The sequence below is a fragment of the Chryseobacterium sp. JM1 genome (genome assembly GCF_000737715.1).
GTDB lineage: Bacteria > Bacteroidota > Bacteroidia > Flavobacteriales > Weeksellaceae > Chryseobacterium.
On record NZ_JPRN01000008.1, the window covers coordinates 121,347 to 139,634 of the forward strand.

General features: G+C 37.0%; 18 protein-coding genes. 6 read left to right on the forward strand and 12 right to left on the reverse strand.

Features of this window, described 5'->3' with window-relative positions; translation table 11 throughout:
* Positions 1-8: 8 nt before the first annotated feature.
* From IW22_RS14610 to IW22_RS14620, 3 genes are all read right to left on the reverse strand, one after another.
* Positions 9-1,193, reverse strand: a complete 1,185-nt coding sequence (locus IW22_RS14610) for a sigma-54-dependent transcriptional regulator (protein ID WP_034727684.1) — start codon at positions 1,191-1,193, stop codon at positions 9-11.
* Positions 1,194-1,249: 56 nt separating this feature from the next.
* Complete coding sequence (locus IW22_RS14615) at positions 1,250-1,909, reverse strand: YggS family pyridoxal phosphate-dependent enzyme (protein ID WP_034727686.1); 660 nt, start codon at positions 1,907-1,909, stop codon at positions 1,250-1,252.
* 289 nt (positions 1,910-2,198) lie between these two features.
* A complete protein-coding gene (locus tag IW22_RS14620) occupies positions 2,199-3,065 on the reverse strand; it encodes a polysaccharide deacetylase family protein (protein WP_034727687.1) in 867 nt (288 codons plus the stop codon).
* Between the two features lie 263 nt (positions 3,066-3,328).
* Here IW22_RS14620 and IW22_RS23690 point away from each other — a divergent pair, with 263 nt between their 5' ends.
* On the forward strand, positions 3,329-4,156 hold the full coding sequence (locus IW22_RS23690; RefSeq protein ID WP_081873956.1) for a carboxypeptidase-like regulatory domain-containing protein: 828 nt from the start codon (positions 3,329-3,331) through the stop codon (positions 4,154-4,156).
* 4 nt (positions 4,157-4,160) lie between these two features.
* On the opposite strand, the gene IW22_RS14630 is transcribed toward IW22_RS23690, so the two are convergent.
* From IW22_RS14630 to IW22_RS14655, 6 genes are all read right to left on the reverse strand, one after another.
* Positions 4,161-4,889: a DUF72 domain-containing protein gene (locus IW22_RS14630; RefSeq protein WP_034727689.1), complete on the reverse strand. Its 729-nt coding sequence runs from the start codon at positions 4,887-4,889 to the stop codon at positions 4,161-4,163.
* A gap of 5 nt (positions 4,890-4,894) precedes the next feature.
* Entirely contained in the window at positions 4,895-7,759 is a 2,865-nt protein-coding gene (locus IW22_RS14635; RefSeq protein WP_034727691.1) for a heavy metal translocating P-type ATPase, read from the reverse strand.
* A gap of 285 nt (positions 7,760-8,044) precedes the next feature.
* The gene (locus tag IW22_RS14640) at positions 8,045-8,605 is read right to left on the reverse strand and encodes a helix-turn-helix domain-containing protein (RefSeq protein WP_034727694.1); all 561 of its coding nucleotides are present in this window, start codon (positions 8,603-8,605) and stop codon (positions 8,045-8,047) included.
* Positions 8,602-8,994: an acyl-CoA thioesterase gene (locus IW22_RS14645; RefSeq protein WP_034727696.1), complete on the reverse strand. Its 393-nt coding sequence runs from the start codon at positions 8,992-8,994 to the stop codon at positions 8,602-8,604. Before IW22_RS14645 ends, IW22_RS14640 begins: the two co-directional genes overlap by 4 nt.
* A 95-nt stretch (positions 8,995-9,089) precedes the next feature.
* Positions 9,090-9,500, reverse strand: coding sequence for a DUF6157 family protein (locus IW22_RS14650; protein ID WP_034727698.1), 411 nt, complete (start codon positions 9,498-9,500; stop codon positions 9,090-9,092).
* A 53-nt stretch (positions 9,501-9,553) separates the two neighbouring features.
* Positions 9,554-9,757 (reverse strand): helix-turn-helix domain-containing protein, encoded by a 204-nt coding sequence (locus IW22_RS14655; RefSeq protein WP_034727699.1) that lies wholly within the window; start codon positions 9,755-9,757, stop codon positions 9,554-9,556.
* A gap of 309 nt (positions 9,758-10,066) precedes the next feature.
* Between IW22_RS14655 and IW22_RS14660 the strand changes: the two genes are divergently transcribed.
* Positions 10,067-10,435 carry an RNA recognition motif domain-containing protein gene (locus IW22_RS14660; RefSeq protein WP_034727704.1) on the forward strand — a complete coding sequence of 123 codons (369 nt, stop codon included), beginning with the start codon at positions 10,067-10,069 and terminating at the stop codon, positions 10,433-10,435.
* Between the two features lie 515 nt (positions 10,436-10,950).
* On the opposite strand, the gene IW22_RS14665 is transcribed toward IW22_RS14660, so the two are convergent.
* Genes IW22_RS14665 through IW22_RS14675 form a run of 3 tightly spaced genes read right to left on the reverse strand, consistent with a single transcriptional unit; the run spans position 10,951 to position 13,871 of the window.
* A complete protein-coding gene (locus tag IW22_RS14665; RefSeq protein ID WP_051891251.1) occupies positions 10,951-12,741 on the reverse strand; it encodes a DUF4153 domain-containing protein in 1,791 nt (596 codons plus the stop codon).
* Between the two features lie 23 nt (positions 12,742-12,764).
* Positions 12,765-13,259, reverse strand: a complete 495-nt coding sequence (locus IW22_RS14670; protein ID WP_034727707.1) for a BlaI/MecI/CopY family transcriptional regulator — start codon at positions 13,257-13,259, stop codon at positions 12,765-12,767.
* A gap of 9 nt (positions 13,260-13,268) precedes the next feature.
* On the reverse strand, positions 13,269-13,871 hold the full coding sequence (locus IW22_RS14675; RefSeq protein WP_034727711.1) for a phosphatase PAP2 family protein: 603 nt from the start codon (positions 13,869-13,871) through the stop codon (positions 13,269-13,271).
* A gap of 124 nt (positions 13,872-13,995) precedes the next feature.
* Here IW22_RS14675 and pdhA point away from each other — a divergent pair, with 124 nt between their 5' ends.
* The 4 genes from pdhA (at position 13,996) to IW22_RS14695 (ending at position 18,231) form a co-directional block, all read left to right on the forward strand.
* Positions 13,996-14,997, forward strand: coding sequence for a pyruvate dehydrogenase (acetyl-transferring) E1 component subunit alpha (gene pdhA, locus IW22_RS14680; RefSeq protein ID WP_034727713.1), 1,002 nt, complete (start codon positions 13,996-13,998; stop codon positions 14,995-14,997).
* Positions 14,998-15,095: 98 nt separating this feature from the next.
* Positions 15,096-16,712 (forward strand): 2-oxo acid dehydrogenase subunit E2, encoded by a 1,617-nt coding sequence (locus tag IW22_RS14685; RefSeq protein ID WP_034727715.1) that lies wholly within the window; start codon positions 15,096-15,098, stop codon positions 16,710-16,712.
* Positions 16,713-16,967: 255 nt separating this feature from the next.
* Complete coding sequence (locus IW22_RS14690; RefSeq protein WP_034727716.1) at positions 16,968-17,636, forward strand: ABC transporter ATP-binding protein; 669 nt, start codon at positions 16,968-16,970, stop codon at positions 17,634-17,636.
* Positions 17,637-17,652: 16 nt separating this feature from the next.
* Complete coding sequence (locus IW22_RS14695; RefSeq protein WP_228384050.1) at positions 17,653-18,231, forward strand: murein L,D-transpeptidase catalytic domain-containing protein; 579 nt, start codon at positions 17,653-17,655, stop codon at positions 18,229-18,231.
* Positions 18,232-18,288 lie beyond the last annotated feature (57 nt).

An 18,288-nucleotide genomic window follows, 5' to 3' on the forward strand; every position in this document is an offset into this window, starting at 1 on the left:
CAATTAAATTATTTCCTTACAAAACTTGCAACATCCTCCTCGGAAACAGAATTTCCGCCAAGAATAATTAATCTTTCCACCACATTTCTCAGTTCTCTGATATTTCCAGTCCATGAAAGCACTTTAAGCGCATCAATCGCTTTATCATCAAATTTTTTCACAGCAGTACCGTGTTCATCGGCAATCATACCGGAAAAATGGTCTACCAACAATTTGATATCATCTTTTCTGTCATCCAATGGTGGAACATAGATTTCAATCACAGAAAGCCTGTGGTAAAGGTCTTCCCTGAATTTTCCTTCCTCAATTTCCTTCTGCATGTTTTTATTGGTTGCTGCAATCACTCTTACATCAACTTTTATTTCCTTATCACTTCCCACAGGAGAAACTTTGCTTTCCTGCAATGCTCTCAAGACTTTAGCCTGAGCAATAAGACTCATATCTCCGATCTCATCCAAAAAGATGGTACCGCCGTTAGCCTGCTCAAATTTTCCCTGCTTGTCTTTGATAGCACCCGTAAAAGAACCTTTTACGTGTCCGAAAAGTTCAGATTCAATAAGTTCAGATGGAATAGCCGCACAGTTCACTTCGATCATCGGACCTCTTGCACGCTCACTTTGGTTGTGAATTGCATGAGCTACCAATTCTTTTCCAGCACCGTTGGGTCCTGTGATCAGAACTCTCGCGTCAGAAACAGCTACTTTTTCGATCATATCCTGGATTTTTTTCAAAGCAGGAGAATCACCGATCATCTGGTATTTTTTGTTGACCTTTCTTTTTAAGGTCTTGTTTTCAGTTTGGAGGTTTTTATTTTCCTTTTTCAGACTTTCTTTGGCTAAAGCATTTTTCACACTTGTAATCAGTCTGTTGATGTCGATAGGTTTGGAAATAAAGTCATATGCGCCTTCCTTTAAACAGGAAACAGCAGAGTCGATGTCTGCGTGGCCCGAGATCATGATGAATGTGCTTTCAGGCTTTAGGATCATACTTTGCTTTAAAAGTTCTGTTCCGGAAAGTTTAGGCATCTTGATATCAGAGATCACCAATGCGAAATCTTCTTTTTCTATCTGTTTGTAGCCTTCTAGGCCATCTTCAGCGATAACAAATTCGTAATCGGTAAGTTCATCAGAAAGAATACTGTGTAATACTCCCGAGATTGCTTTTTCGTCTTCTACAATAAGGATTTTTTGCATAGTTGCAAATTTAGATTTTTTGATTCAATTATTAGCAAAAACCATACCTAAATATACTATTTTGAGTAATCTCTTCTCCCAAAAATAGCAGATCCAACCCTCACAGAATTGGCACCGCATTCAATGGCAGCCGGGAAATCATCACTCATTCCCATAGATAATGTTTTAAGTGTTTTTAACTGATTTAATTCATCAAAAAGCCCTTTTAAAATTAAAAATTCTTCTTTTACCTGATCTTTATCCTCCGTAAATGTCGCCATTCCCATCAGTCCGGTTATTTCAACATTGGAAAACTCTCCATCAATATATTTTTGAAACAGGGTTTTCGCTTCATCAATCTCAAGCCCGAATTTACTTTCCTCAGCTGCAATTTTTACCTGCAACAGTACTTTAATCGTTCTGTCGTTCTTACCTGCTTCTTTACTGATCTCTGCAAGAAGTTTCTCAGAGTCCACACTTTGAATGGTATCGATGAACGGAGCAATATATTTTACTTTATTCGTCTGCAGATGCCCGATCAGATGCCATTCGATATCTTTAGGCAGGAGCGGATATTTCTCCATAAGCTCCTGAACTTTATTTTCACCAAAAACTTTCTGTCCCAGATCATAAACCTCCTGAACAGCCTCAACCGGATGTGTTTTTGAAACCGCTACCAGCTGAACTCCTTCCGGAAGCTGATCTTTTATTGCTGTATAATTTTCTTGAATACCCATAAATGCAAATTTCTGAATTATAAAAGGAAAAAACTAATGAATCTGTAAAATTGTTGTTGACAGTTGCTGGTTTATGAGTTGCCGGTGTATATTTGTTGCTAGTTGCTAGTTGCTAGTTGCTAGTTGCTAGTTGCTAGTTGCTAGTTGCTAGTTGCCAGTTGCCAGTTTACCCGCAATACAATTTATTCCATCATCACCAAATTGTTACATTGCTAAATCATTACACTGTTACACTGATAAATTGCTACACTAATAGATTGTTACACTGTTAGATTATTACATTGTTACATTAATTAAGTATATCATTAATCTTCGGATACTGCGAGATCTTTCTGAACACAAACTTGTTGCTTTTCTGCAGTTTTTCAATAAACATATCCAGCTCATTGATAGAATCTGCGTCTCTCAGATATTGATCATGCGTAAGGAAAACCAGGTGTCTGGATGTTTTTTCCAGATCATTAAGGAAGATGCTGTCTACCTTTTTGATCATCGCTTCGTGGCTGCCTTTCAAAGTCATTTTTTGCGAAGGTCTCCATTCAAGATCCCATCCGATTACTTTGTAGCCTGCTTTTCTAAGACCGTTGGCGGCATCAGTTGATCCTTTAATGTCTGTCACATTAATATTATTCAGTCTCCAGATATTTCTGCCCGGAGTTCTGGCTATTTTATCATAAAGTTTCAGACTGTCTTTTGCGATGTCAAAATCACGGACGACGGCATCAGCATTTTTGTAAAAATCTGTGTATTTGTTGTGGGCATGAGTAAAACTGTGGTTGGCCAGTTCGATCAGAGGATTGCTTTTCAGAAGCTCCATATCATCTTTCTGTCTTTTGCTTCCATAGGCATGCTTTCCTACCAGAAAGGCAGTGGCACAAACGTTTCTTTTGTTTAAGATCTTAAGAAGGTTTTCCGTTCCCTGGTTGGGCCCGTCATCAAAGGTAAGGTAGATAATTCTTTTATCGGTTTCTACGCTCTCATCATCTATTTGGGGGACCGTTTGTACGGTGGGATGTTCCTGTGAAGTCATCTGAGCAGATTCTTTCACATCGGTTTTGTCATTACAGCTGTTGAATACCATTGAGGCCGCACTCATCAATGCAGTCATCCCAAGAAAAGTCATGTTTCTTGACTTTTCCCCAAATTTTTTTTTCATAAAGATAATGGAGATTTAAATAGTTAAAAATCGTTAAAATAATGCTGAAATATTAACAAATTATATGCCATCAATTGTTAAATTTTTACTTTTTAAGTTTATTTTAAGGACTTTATTTTAAAGCATATTTCGGATAGAATGCCGGGTTTGTAGATTATGTTTTTGTATTCTTTAATTTTAACATTTATAAATACTAAATCCATTTATTTTTTCTATTTGTATTGAGGTTTTCTTATTCTTCCTATATTCGGGAATTATTTTATATGATGAATTTTAAACATCTATTTATTCTTCTGGTTACAGCCAATTTATCTGCTCAGAAGATTTCAGGAACCATCTTTTCGGAAAAGCATCAGCCTATTACAGATGCCAGAATTGGAATTGAGAATGAAGACACCGGAAGTATTACCGATCAGGAAGGAAAGTATCTCATTGATTTTACAGGTTTAGATAAAAATAAAATATTGAAAGTAGAGGTAAACGGATACGAACCTTTTAAGATCAAGATTTCAGATTTTGAAGCTTTATCCAAATATGATATTTCACTCAGTAAAAGAGCAGTTAAAATTGAAAATGTGAATATTGTTCCCAAAAAATATGTTCAAAAGAACTTTGGTACCAAAAATTCAAAAAGATCATATTGCGGTTATGATTCGCAGGATCCGAAGAAAATTTTCAGAGAATATGCGATAAAGATCAAAAACCAAAGAAAACTAAAAGTAAAAAAGATTAATCTCAATCTAGCCATATTTGAAATTGAGCAGCCTGTTACCCTGATCTTCGATATTCAAAACTCCGCAGGTGATTTTCCCGGAGAATCGGTGATGAATGAAACGTTGAAGCTCACGATAACCAAAGAATACATCCGGGACAATACCATTTCTTTAGATTTAAATGATAAAAGTATTTGGTTGAATGGGGATTTCTTTGTTTCCGTAAGGGCTTCTGAAGATTTTAAAGGAAGGTTTTTTTTAGGAGGAAATATTTTCGCGTTTTCTAAAAATACCTATTACAGAAATTATTTTGGAGAATGGAAAAAGTTCTCAGCAGGAGAGCCTTCGATTAATGTAGATGTTTTAATAGAAAAATAAATAATTAGTCTAGAATTTTCTTGAGATACAGCGCATTATTAATGGCAGCATTTCCCCACGTGTTATTGAAAAATATAAATGCTTTTCGTTCTGAATGTTTGATTTTTTCCGCAAGAGCATCAATAAATTCAGCGCTGTATTCTGATTTATAAAGAACAGGTTTTCCATGAAGCCTGTAATATAAAATTTCAGGATGATTGATGATTATATCTTCAGGAAAGTTTCCCGGAAAACTTACCCCGGAAAATATAATTTGATGTTCTTTTAAAAAAGTAAAAATTTCATCGGTCCACCAGGATTCATGGCGGAATTCAATGACGTTGACATACTTAAAATCAAGACTGGAAATAATCAAGTCCATATTTTCCTGTGATTTTTTAAAGGAAGGTGGAAACTGATACAGAAACCCGGAAAGCTTTTCTTGTAAGTGAGTCTGAATGTGGGTGCAAAATTCCGAAATATCTTCTTTGGCTTCTTTCAGACGTTTTTCGTGGGAAATGGCTTTCGGAATTTTGATGAAGAACTTAAAGTCATCAGGCGTTTCATCATGCCATTTTAGAAGAGTTTTGGCGGTAGGTTTTCTGTAAAAGGTAGAATTGATCTCCACCGTATTGAAAACCCCGGAATATAAAGTAAGAAAGTCTTTACTTTGGGCATTTTCAGGATATAGCGACCCTTTCCAGTCGTTATTATAAAATCCCGAACATCCAATGTAAAGACTTCCTTTTTTCATACTTTCTATTTTACATCCGCATCCAGATCTACAGAATTTAAACGCAGTGAATTCAGAATAACAGACAGTGAACTGACACTCATGGCTGCCGCTGCGATCATGGGTGATAATAATATTCCAAAGAAAGGATACAATAATCCTGCCGCTACCGGAATCCCCAATACATTATAGATGAAGGCGAAAAACAAATTTTCTTTGATGTTTTTAAGGAGTTTTTCACTTAAGAGTTTGGCTTTTGCGACGCCTAAAATATCTCCTTTTAATAATGTAATCTCTGCACTTTCCATCGCAACATCAGTTCCGGTTCCCATTGCAATTCCTACATTGGATTGAGCCAGAGCCGGGGAGTCATTGATCCCATCGCCGGTCATCGCTACGATTTTACCTTGCTGCTGAAGTTTTTTCACCTCATTCAGCTTATCTTCCGGAAGACAGCCTGCTTTATAATGCTTGATTCCCAGTTCGTCAGCAACTGCTTTTGCGGTATGCTCATTGTCTCCGGTCATCATGATAACATCAATTCCTTCATTCATCAGGCGTTGAACTGCTTTTTTGGAAGTATCTTTAATCTTATCGGTAAAACTGATGAAGCCCAACACATTTTTATCCTGTGCAATATAAGAAATGGTATGTGCCTTCGACTGTACTTCCACCGCTTTTTGTTTTAATTCCTGTGGGATGGAAAGGTTGTTGGAGATTAAAAGACCTTCGTTTCCTAAATAAACCGTTTTTCCCTTGATATTTCCCTGAACTCCTTTTCCTGAAATATTTTCAAACTGATCTACTTTTTCAGCGTTTAAATTTTCTTCTTTTGCTTTTTTGATCACCGCATTTGACAACGGGTGTTCTGAGTTTTGATTAAGTGAAAAAGCCAGTTTTAAGATTTCATTTTTGTCTCCGTTTCCAGACGTTTCAATATATTCTACAGACGGCTTTCCTTCTGTTAATGTTCCCGTTTTATCGGTGATCAGAACATTTACTTTATGCATTTGTTCCAGGGCTTCTGCGTTTTTGATCAGGATACCGCTTTTGGCTCCTTTCCCGATTCCTACCATCAGAGACATGGGTGTGGCTAAACCAAGTGCACAAGGACAGGCTACAATTAAAACCGCAACGGCATTCACGAAAGCAAATAAACTTCTCTTACCTTCGGGTCCAAAAAACTGCCATAAAACAAAGGTAAGAACACCAATAAGAATCACAACAGGGACAAAAACTTTGGAAACTTTGTCAGTCAGTTTCTGGATAGGAGCTCTGCTTCGGCTGGCTTCATTTACCATTTTAATGATCTGGGAAAGAAGGGTTTCATCGCCAACTTTTTCAGCTTTCATAATGAATACTTTGTTCCCGTTGATGGTTCCTGAAGAAACCTTGTCATCAATACTTTTCTCTACAGGTACAGGTTCTCCGGTGATCATACTTTCGTCTACCAAAGAAGTGCCTTCAGTAATCTTTCCGTCAACAGGGATTTTTTCACCCGGTTTTACTTTTAAAAGGTCTCCGATTTTTACCTGAGAAAGCAATACTCTTTTTTCTTCTCCATTCACCATAAGATTGGCTTCGTCCGGAGAAAGATTCATCAGTTCCTTGATGGCATTTCCTGTTTTTTTGTGGGCTGCAGCTTCCATCAGTTGTCCTAATATAACAAGAGTTAAAATCACGCAGACTGCCTCAAAATACAGTGGAATTTCATGATTGTGCCCTCTGATTTCATGAGGGATAATATCCGGAAAAGCCAATGCCACAATACTGAATATAAATGCTGCGGCAACACCTAAAGCAATCAGGCTGAACATATTTAAGTTCCAGGTTTTGAATGAAACCCAGCCTCTTTTCAGAATAAACCATCCTGAATAAAACAGAACCGGAAGGGTAAGGGCAAGCTCGATGAATCCCTGTATGTTATGAGAAAAAGGGAAATTGATGAACATTCCACCCATTGAAAGAATAAAAACAGGAACGGTAAAGGCCAGAGAAATAAGGAATTTCTTTTTTAAAATATTGTAAGTTTCATCCTCTTCATCACCTTCACTGTCAGGCATTCTCACCAGATCCATTCCACAGATCGGGCAGTCTCCGGGTTCGTCACGAATGATCTCCGGATGCATAGGGCAGGTATATTTTGCGGTTTTCTTTTCGGGATATTTCACCAGATCCATTCCGCAGACTGGACATCCTACGTTGGAATCATAGGTTTTATCCCCTTCACAATACATCGGGCAGTAATACTTTCCTGCCATATCATCGGTGACTTTTGGTGCTTCATGATGATGGCTGTGGTCATGATGATTATGATGGGAATGAGTCTGCTGGTGATTATGAGAAGCCGCATTTTTTGCTAAATCTTCGGTAATCTCTTCCAGATGCATATGACAGACCGGGCAATCGCCTTTTTCATCATAGACTTTATCTCCTTCGCAAAACATCGGGCAGTAGTGCTTTCCTACACTATCTTTGAAGTTTTCCGGAAGATGGGTTGATGAATACGTCGGTTTATGATTGGGGTCTTTAGCATGTTTTTCCTCGATGGGAACCAGATACATTTTACAGTCCGGACATCTTTCGCCCTGCTTGAAGTATACTTTATCACCTTCACATTCCATCGGACAGTAATAGACTGAAGACGGGGAAACCCTGTCCTGAGGCTTTACAAATGCAGTTTCTGGTTTCTTAGGGTCTTCCAGTCTGTATTTATCTCCTAAAGCATTATTTAAAACTGAAAGTTCAATTTCCTTATCGGAAGTGATGGTTGCGGTATGGGTTTCCAGATTGACATCGGCTGTTACTCCCTCAACACTGTTGAGTTTTTCAGAAATTTTTTTCTGACAACCGGAGCACGTCATTCCGAGTATATTATATTGTCTGTTCATGATCCTTGAATTTATAGTACAAATGTCCAAAATGAATGGCTAAGGCTGTTATAAATTTAAGGATAATAGTTATAGAATTTTGCCGGGGCTGAGTTTTGAGAGTTGGAGGGTTTTAGAGTGGGAGGGTTTTAGAGTCTGAGAGTGGAAGAGTGTATATAAATTGGAAAGTTTGAGAATAGGGACTTTTGATGTTTTATTATCATAGTAACTGAGTTGAGTAACTTAAAACACGTTTACGCTCAAACTCTCCCACACTCAAACTCTAAAACCCTCCGACTCTCCAACTTAAAAGCTGTCCAGGGTTTTCCTTTGATGATCCTTTAGTTTTTTGAATTCTGTAGGGGTAAAACCGGTAATGTTACGGAACTGGGAAGAAAGGTGCTGAACACTTTTATAGCCTAGTTTTCCGGCAATTTCGGTTAGGGTAAATTCATTATAAAGAAGCAGCTCTTTTACCTTTTCAATTTTATGAAGGATAAAAAACTGTTCCAGGGTAATATTTTCGTTTTGGGAAAAGGTTTTGGAAAGGGAGCTGTAATCTTTATGGATCTTTGAACTTAAAAACTCTGAAAGAAGAAAATCTTCATCAATATCCAGTTCACTGATTTTTAGAATGATCTTGTTTTTGATCTTATCAACCAACTGATGGGTAGAATCCATGATTCTTTCAAAGCCTGTTTCAAGGAGGTTTTGTTCTACAGCCCGCATTTTTTCAGCTGGAATATCCGTTTCAGTCTCGACTTCTCCCAAAGTGGCAGAATGTATTTTGACATCTGCCTCGCTGAATATTTTTTCTACTGCGGAAATACAGCGGTTGCACACCATGTTTTTGATGAAAATTTTCATGGCTTGCTCAGTCTGTCTTTTACAAATTCAATCTGTGTTTTTCCGTGCGGTGCAGGATTTCCTTCACTGTCCAGGTTCACCATTACGATTTTGTCTACTGTGATAATGGTCTGGTGGGTCATTTTGTTTCTTACATCGCATTTTAAGGTCACGGAAGAAGAACCGAAGTGAGTGGCCTCAATCCCTATTTCTATAATATCTCCCTGTTTGGCTGAACTTACAAAATTGATCTCTGAAATAAATTTCGTTACCACTTTTGTATTTTCAAGTTGAATAATGGCATACAATGCCGCTTCTTCATCAATCCACTGCAAAAGTCTTCCTCCAAAAAGAGAATGATTCGGGTTCAGGTCTTCGGGTTTTACCCATTTTCTGGTATGGTAGTTCATCTTTTAATAATTTGCTTCACAAATTTAGTGTTAAAAACTGGGTTTATCAAGGAAACTGTATTTACTGATCTGAAGGAAATGATTCATTTTCTCAATCATATTTTCTTGGAGCGCATGGCTTTTACTTTTTTGATAGAGTTATCATGTAAAAACTTCTCGTACTCGTCACTTTCAGCAGGAAAAACGGCTACTTTGCTATCCTCATTATGATGAATTCCGAATCCGTAACGTTTGGCCAAAGGGGAGGATCTGAGACAGGGTTGACCTTTAGAGAAGAAATCAATTCTTGCCTGTGGCTTTTCACTATCAGAAATATCATTTTTTACGGTATGGCAATCAAAAACAATATCATCGGAAGAATACCGGTAGGGTTCTTTTACAATCTGCTCATACTGAAGACTGGCCAACGTCTTTACTTTCTTCTCGGGAGGTATTTCAGCCTTTGATACCGGGCAGTCGTCAGCGATTTCAATAAAAGTATTGGTGTAATTGGTGGTATGTATCATATATAATAGGTATAGTGATTAGGAATACAAATTTATGTAATATTCAATCCGGATTATTCCCGGAATTCCAAAATATCTCCGGGCTGGCAGTCGAGTGCTTTACAGATAGCATCCAGGGTGCTAAAACGGATGGCCTTGGCTTTCCCGGTTTTTAAGTTTGAGATGTTCGATAGGGTGAGATTGATCCTTTCTGAGAGCTCATTCAGTGACATTTTTCTCTTGGCCATCATCACATCAAGGTTTATTATAATAGGCATAGTGATTATATTGGGTTATATTTGCTGTTTCGGGAGGATTTCTAAACTGTTTTTTATTATGTTAACTAACTTTAACTTTAAGCGAATTTCGGTAAAAATTTATTGAATAACAATACTTAATTGATGATAATTAATAAAATTAAGGTGTGAATTCAATCAGAAGTGAGAAATACTTGAAAAAAAACTTTGATTTTAATTTATTAATTGTATCTTGCATACGTTTATATTTGGAATCAATATTTGTTCATTAATTTATGTTGTTTTTCTCTTATATATCAAATTTTTATTAATATTTAATTTTTATTTAAAATGAACATTTTTGTTTCAAACATCAATTACGCAACTAAAGAATATGAGTTGCACGATCTATTCGCAGAATTTGGTGATGTATCATCAGCTAAAATCGTTACAGACAGAGAAACTGGCCGTTCAAGAGGTTTCGGTTTTGTAGAAATGGGTGATGAAGAAGGAAAGCAAGCTATCGAAGCTCTTAACCAGAAAGAATTCAACGGAAAAGAGTTGAACGTATCTGAAGCTAAGCCAAGAGAAGAAAAGCCAAGAAGAAGCTTTGACAACAACAGAGGAGGAGGTTACGGAGGAAACAACAATAGAGGCGGCGGTAGCGGCTACGGTGGTGGAAACAACCGTGGTGGTAACGGCGGCGGAAATCGTTGGTAAAAATATAAGGCGGCTTTTTAGCCGCTTTTTTTATGCATTATTTATCCCTTTTTAAAATAGATTTTAGAAAGGGATATTTTTTTTTGCATCTATAATTGGGAATGTTCAGGATTACGTGCAAAATCTGAGGAACAGACCATGTTTTTTAACGTAAAGAAAATTACTATTTTATAAAGGGAAGCAAAGAGGGAATTAATGGAATTGATTCTAATGAAGGCAGTGGATGTATAATGATTTAAAAATTTCACGCAGATTAATCAGATGACGCAGATTTTTACTTTTTTAATCTGCTCTATCTATATGATCTGCGAGAGTACATAATTTTTGTATAGTTCAAAACTTTTGTGCCTAATCCAATTTTTTGATAAGAAGATTTTGCCTTAGTAATGCATACTTTAACATTGCAAAGAATAAGTCAATCAAGATTGATTGGACTAAGCGAACGTGTTAAAGTGGATAAAAAAAATAGGGGTAAAACAAAAAAGCCGTTCCATAGTTGTGAAACGGCTTTATATTTATTTCTCTCTGATCAGCATGACTGCATCCTCATAGTAGATATTGTATTGCTTATTGTAAGAGGCTTTTTCTCTTGTTATACTTGGGAAAATAATTTTGATATGGTATTTGCCCAGGTCACTTTCCATTGCAATTTCCTTCACGCGTACGGTTTCTGTCTTCCTTGAATTGTCTTCAAACAGCTTATTCATAGCTGAACTGAAATCTACGGCTTCTTTCGAATTCAGACTTACTTTGATTGCCCTCGTATTATTAACTTCAGTCTGGTTATCGATCTGAAATGTATCCCCATTGATGGTTCTGGATTCCTGATTAAAACTATTGAAATTAATCAGATATTGGTATCCCTGAATAAGGGTAACCTTTGTTTCTGATTCTAAAACAAGTCTTTCTAGTTTTGAAACATCTGAAATTTTATCTACGTGGGTAAAAGCATTTCTAATACTGTTATTGATTCCCCATGAAGTAGGGCTATCAAAATCATGGACTAAAAGTTCCTTTGCTTTAGGATCGAGAAGGTTTAAAAGAAAATCTTTCTGTTTTCTTTCTGCAAGGAAACCAAACTTATCGGCAATTTCGTCAACCAGTTTATCTGATATTTTCTTTTGAAAGTCTATTTTATTATTAACCAAAAGTTTGTTTTGGCTCAATAGCGTCATCAATTGGTTTTTCTGGCTTCTTTTTGCAACGCTGAATGCATTCAAATATGGAAAAATTAAAGAAAAGGCTCCAAATGCAAACAGGCTTATCGGAATAAATTTGATACTTGCTTTTTTATTCAATACAAAATAAACAACTACGCTCAATAGCCACAATGCCAGCAACAATACGAAGTATCTGGGCTCTGTATAACCATACTCTAAAATTCTCGTAAATATGGCTGTAAACAACAGGACTATCAATGGGATGATAGTGTAGTAAAACAGCTTTGAAAACACTTTCACCCATGATTTTGCCTTTTCTTCCTTAAGCGGATAAACCAGAAGTAACGCAAGAATTCCGACAATGCTATAAGCCAGTACCAGATAAGAAACCCAGCCTCGTGGAAGTTCCCAGTTGAGGACTATTTTGAATGAATAGATATAAAGAATAATCAGATAAATGAAAAGCAACGGGATCAGGACGAATTGAGTGAAAAATTTTAAGATGACAGGATAAGTCCCGTCTTTTTCAAGATAATCCAGGCCGGTTTCATTAAACAGAAGGAAAATAAAACAGCTTCCGAAAATAGCTAAAGTATAAAACGTATCTATATAAAGGTTATCATTGAAATTAAAATCAAATAATTTATCTACCGCCAGAATCGCCAGCTCAACACCTCCGGTAAGAACCCCGGTGAATACGGCTGTGAGAAATATATTCACGAAAAGATTCTTGTTGTACTGCCAGAAATTGAGTTCTTTATCCTTTTCTAAAAATGCGGCAAAAGAAACCAGCAAATGAGATAGCAGAAATGTAATCGCGATAATGAAACCATGAACCTCATTAAAATCTTTTTCTCTTTCGGGCAGAATGAAAAAAAATCCTACCAAGAAAACGGTTCCCAATCCTTCTAATAATAATCTTTTTCCAATTCTTTGCGAAAGGATTTTTAAAGCAAACATCAAAGAAATTCCAAGACAACAGCAGGCAATGAATTTTGAATGCGTAAAGAAAAACTCTTTGTCATATCTATTATTCACGACCAAAATTGCCCCGATTGAAGAGAGCAGGGCCATGACTAAAACCATCGGATAGCGTAAGATGACATCCTGTGCTTTTCCGGTTATTTCCTGGAATTTCGTTTTCATGATCTGGTTGTTATTTGACTAAACTAGTCCTTTTTCTTTTTTTTCTTCTTGTCCTTATCTTTAATATCCTTGTCTTTTGCTTTTGTCTTTTTCACTTTTTTAGGGTTCAGGACCTCTTCTGCGTATTCAAATTTAGGTTCTTCAATTTTTGCAGGAACAATCTCAATTTTAAGGTCGAAATAATTCTTCAGGTCATCTTGGGATATTAATTTTTCGTTAAATAAAAACTCCAGAATCTCCTTTCCTGAATCGTTGAAAAAATTATGGGAAAGTTCTTTTAGTAAAAACTTTCGGTATTCCTCAGACGGAACAACTACTGTGTATTTAAAGATTCTTCCTTCTTTTTGAGTCGTGATATAGCCTTTCTCCACCAGTATTTTAAGGTAGGTGGACACGGTATTCTGATGCGGCTTCGGTTCAGGATGCTGCTCCATGATGTCTTTAAGATAAAAAGATTCAAGCTTCCAAAACAGCTTCATAAAATTCTCCTCAGCAGCGGTAAGATGATTTATTTTCATAGAATGTTCTTAATGTTGAAATTGTATATTGCAATAAAGATAAATAAAAGATACCACAAATGCTATTCCGGCACCCATAAATACTTCCTTTACCGTATGTCTTTTTAAAATAATCCTTGTCAGTCCCACCAAAGCAGCGATCCCCAGCCATACCAATCCTGCTTTCCAGTTCAGGGTGAAAAATAAGGCGGCTACAAATACATTAAAGGCTGTATGCATCGAGCTTTTAATGTAGAAATTACTGATCTGCATGGTGAAAATAAGGATCAGAATAAACAGCATAACAAGATCGATATATCCGTTTCTGAAATAGTTAAAAATCAGATAAGCTACGACGCACGCAGCAATGAAGATGTACAGCGTTTTCCTTTGTACACGGTCTGAAACATCCATATTGGTATACCTTCCAGTCTTTACATTCCATACCAGCCAGATAACCACCGGAGCAATAATCATTAATAATATAGGGGCAAAATAAAGAATAGAGTCTTTTAAGGAATATTCTCTTACACTCATATAAATAAAGAAAATAAATAAAGAAACGAGCGGATTGAAAAAATCTGAGATGACTTTTGAAATTTTATGTACCAGTAAAGGCTGTTTTTCGTCCATGTTCAAGTTTAAAATTCAAATATAACACTATAAGCAAAAAAACAATTAGTATGTATACGATAAAAACAAAGTTTTTTTTATAATTTTGCTCAAATATTCATCATAAAAAAGCAAGAGCTAGCACATGAAAGAATTTTCTAAAGAGGTATACCTGAAGTGGTATGAAGATATGACAATGTGGAGAAGGTTTGAAGACAAATGCCGTTCTCTTTATCTAAAACAAAAGATCAGAGGTTTTTTACATTTGTATAACGGTCAGGAGGCTATCCCTGCCGGCTTCACGCATGCAATGGATTTAACGAAGGACAGTATGATTACTGCTTACAGATGCCACATCCATCCAATGGCGATGGGAGTAGATCCTAAGAGAATCATGGCGGAACTTTGCGGTAAAGCTACCGGAACATCCGGAGGTATGGGTGGTTCTATGCACATTTTCAGCAAAGAGCACCGTTTCTATGGTGGACATGGTATTGTAGGAGGACAGATTCCTTTGGGAGCTGGAATTGCTTTTGCAGATAAGTATTATGACAGAAAAGCTGTAAATATCTGTTTCTTCGGAGACGGAGCAGCAAGACAGGGATCGCTTCATGAAACATTCAATATGGCGATGAACTGGAAACTTCCTGTAGTATTTGTGGTTGAAAACAACCAGTATGCAATGGGAACTTCTGTGAAAAGAACTGCCAACCACGAAGATATCTATAAATTAGGTCTTGGATACGAAATGCCTTGCCTTGCCGTAGATGCAATGGATCCTGAAAAAGTAGCTGAGGCAGCTTACGAAGCAATTGAAAGAGCAAGAAGAGGAGACGGACCTACTTTTATTGAGGCAAGAACATACCGTTACAGAGGACACTCTATGTCTGATGCTGAACCTTACAGAAGCAAGGAAGAGGTAGCTATTCATAAGAATGACGACCCTATGGAGCTGGTGAAACATAGAATTCTGGAAAACGGATGGGCTACAGAAGCTGAATTGGAAACTGTAGACAACAAATCAAGAGATTTTGTGGATGAGTGTATCGAATTCATGGAAAACTCTCCGTATCCGGATGCAGACAAAATCTATGAATATGTTTATGCTCAGGAAAACTATCCATTCTTAGACAAATTAGAAAACTAAAAAATAATTTGCTGATTCGATGATAGATGATGTGTACATACACTGTTCACTGTTCTTATCATCCACATCATCATATTAACAAATTAACACAATAAATTATGGCAGAAGTAATTACGATGCCCCGCCTTTCCGACACTATGACGGAAGGTAAAGTGGCGAAATGGCATAAAAAAGTAGGAGATCAGGTAAAAGAAGGAGATATTTTAGCCGAAATTGAAACAGATAAAGCTGTTCAGGATTTCGAATCTGAAATAAACGGAACTCTTTTATACGTAGGTGTAGAAGAAGGCGCTGCTGCTGCTGTAGACTCTGTTTTAGCGATTATAGGAAATGAAGGAGAAGATATTTCAGGATTAACCGGTGGAGCTGCTGCTCCTGCTACAGGTGGTTCTGAAGAGAAAAAATCTGAAGAAGAATCCAAAACAGAAAATAATGCTACCAGCGTTGAGCGGACTACTGCTGAAGTTCCTGCCGGTGTAGAAATTATTACCATGCCAAGACTTTCTGATACAATGACAGAAGGTAAAGTTGCTAAATGGCACAAAAACGTAGGCGATACAGTAAAAGAAGGAGATCTTCTTGCTGAGATCGAAACAGATAAAGCCGTTCAGGATTTTGAATCTGAATTCAACGGTGTATTATTGAAGCAAGGTGTAGAAGAAGGGGGTGCGGCTCCTGTAGATTCAGTTTTAGCGATTATCGGTCCTGCGGGAACAGATATTTCTGCGGTAGGTACTCCAAAGGCAGCGGCTCAGACTTCTGAAAAACCGGCTGAACAGAAAACTGAAGCTAAAGCAGAAGAAAAGGCAGCTCCGGCTGTAAGTTCTTCATCTTCTGACAGAGTAGCGATTTCTCCGTTGGCTAAGAAAATGGCTCAGGACAAAGGTGTTGATATCAACAGCGTAAATGGTTCAGGAGAAAACGGAAGAATTGTTAAGAAAGATATTGAAAATTATCAGCCATCTGCTCAGGCACAGGCTCAGCCTTCTGTTTCTGCTCCGGCAGCAGCTCCGGTTGCATTGAGCTTCGTTCAGGGTGAAGACACAGAGACTCCAAACTCTCAGGTAAGAAATATTATTGCAAAACGTCTTGCTGAAAGTAAATTCTCTGCTCCACACTATTACCTGATGGTGGAGATCAATATGGATAAAGCGATTGAGGCCAGAAAAGAAATCAACTCTTTACCGGATACTAAAATTTCTTTCAACGATATGATCATTAAAGCGACTGCTGTTGCTTTAAGAAAACACCCTCAGGTGAATTCAAGCTGGGCAGGAGACAAGATCATCCACAGAGGAAATATCAATGTGGGTGTAGCAGTGGCTATTCCTGACGGATTAGTGGTTCCTGTACTTAAAAATACAGATCAGATGAACTACACGCAAATCTCTGCAGCGGTGAAAGATATGGCTTCAAGAGCAAAGAGCAAAGGTCTTAAGGCTAATGAAATGGAAGGTTCTACATTCTCGATTTCAAATCTGGGTATGTTCGGAATCGAAACATTTACAAGTATCATCAACCAGCCGAATTCTGCGATCCTTTCAGTAGGTGCGATCATTGAAAAGCCGATTGTTAAAGACGGTCAGATCGTAGTAGGAAATATCATGAAGCTTTCACTAGCATGTGACCACAGAGTGGTGGACGGTGCTACCGGAGCTCAGTTTTTACAGACTTTAAAAACATATCTGGAAAGTCCTTTAACTTTGTTACTGTAACAGTCCCGGATTGTAAAATATTAAACCTCCCAATTTCGGGAGGTTTTTTTTTATTTCAAAATTTGATTTTGCTGTTTGATTTTCTTGCATTTTAATAATGCTAAGTTTTTTATATTCTGATTGTAATGCTATTAAAAACTTTATAAAGATTTTGCTTTTCAAAATATTGCTTTTATGTAATTTTTTTCTTTAAAAAAGTTGTTGAGATTTGAGTTTTATGGGTGAACTTTAAAATCAAATTAGTACTTTTGGGTTATGATTAAAGCGAGTAATATCCATAAGTCTTATGGGAATTTAGAAGTATTGAAAGGAGTGGATATCCATATCAAAATGGGTGAAGTTGTTTCTATTGTAGGCGAATCCGGAGCGGGGAAATCTACATTGCTTCAGATTCTGGGAACTTTAGATCTTCCAAGCAATTCCAATAAGTACAATACGGAGATAAGTATTGCGGGAGAATCTTTTATCAATATGAATGATAAGCAGCTTTCAAAATTCAGGAATCAGAACATTGGTTTTGTATTTCAGTTTCATCAGCTTCTTCCGGAATTTACAGCTTTAGAAAATGTTTTGCTTCCTACGAAAATAGGAGGGGCCAATGAAAAAGAGGCTTTAGATAAGGCATATGCTTTATTTGAGGATCTTAAGATAGAACAGAGACTGAATCATAAGCCTAATCAATTGTCGGGAGGAGAAGCGCAAAGAGTTGCCGTAGCAAGAGCTTTGATTAATTCTCCAAAAATTATTTTTGCAGATGAGCCTACAGGAAACTTAGATTCAAAGAATGCTGATGACCTTCACAGGTTATTTTTTGATTTGAGAGATAAATATAATCAAACCTTTGTGATTGTAACACACAACCCTAATCTTGCTGAAATTACAGACAGAAAGCTGGTTATGAAAGATGGCATGATCGTCGAATAAAAATCCTTTAACCCTGATGAAAAAATTTATTTTCCTGTTTCTTTTTATTCTTTCCTGCTCTACAGCGGAGTCTCAGGAAAATAAAGTATCCGTAGTTCTCCCGGTAGCGAAGGTTTTGGAAGTTAAAAATTTTGTAAAGGGGAAAAACTATAATCAGGATCTGGCTATTTTTATTAACTTTAAAACATATTCCGGAAAGTACCGATATTTTGTATATGACCTTAAAAACGATACAATATTGCAGAAAGCTGTTGTTTCCCACGGTTCAGGATCTGTGATTCAGAATTCAGAAACTCTTAAATTCAGCAATACGGAAGGCTCTTATCAGTCCTCACTCGGGAAATATGAAATATTAGGGAGCTACATTGGGAAATTTGGAAAAGCTTATCGGCTAAATGGCCTTGATTCTACTAATAGCAATGCCATGCAGCGGGCGATAGTACTGCATTCTTTAGGATGCGTTCCGGATCAGGAAGGCCGAAGTCCGGCCTGTTTAAGTCTAGGGTGCCCAATGCTTTCTTTGAAGGCGTTGACCCAGAGTGCAAAATATCTTGACGAATCTAAAAAACCTGTAATTTTATATGCATTTTATTAAATTCATTCATATGATTTGAAGCTTATAATCAGTAATTTATAAACACAACCCTAACCT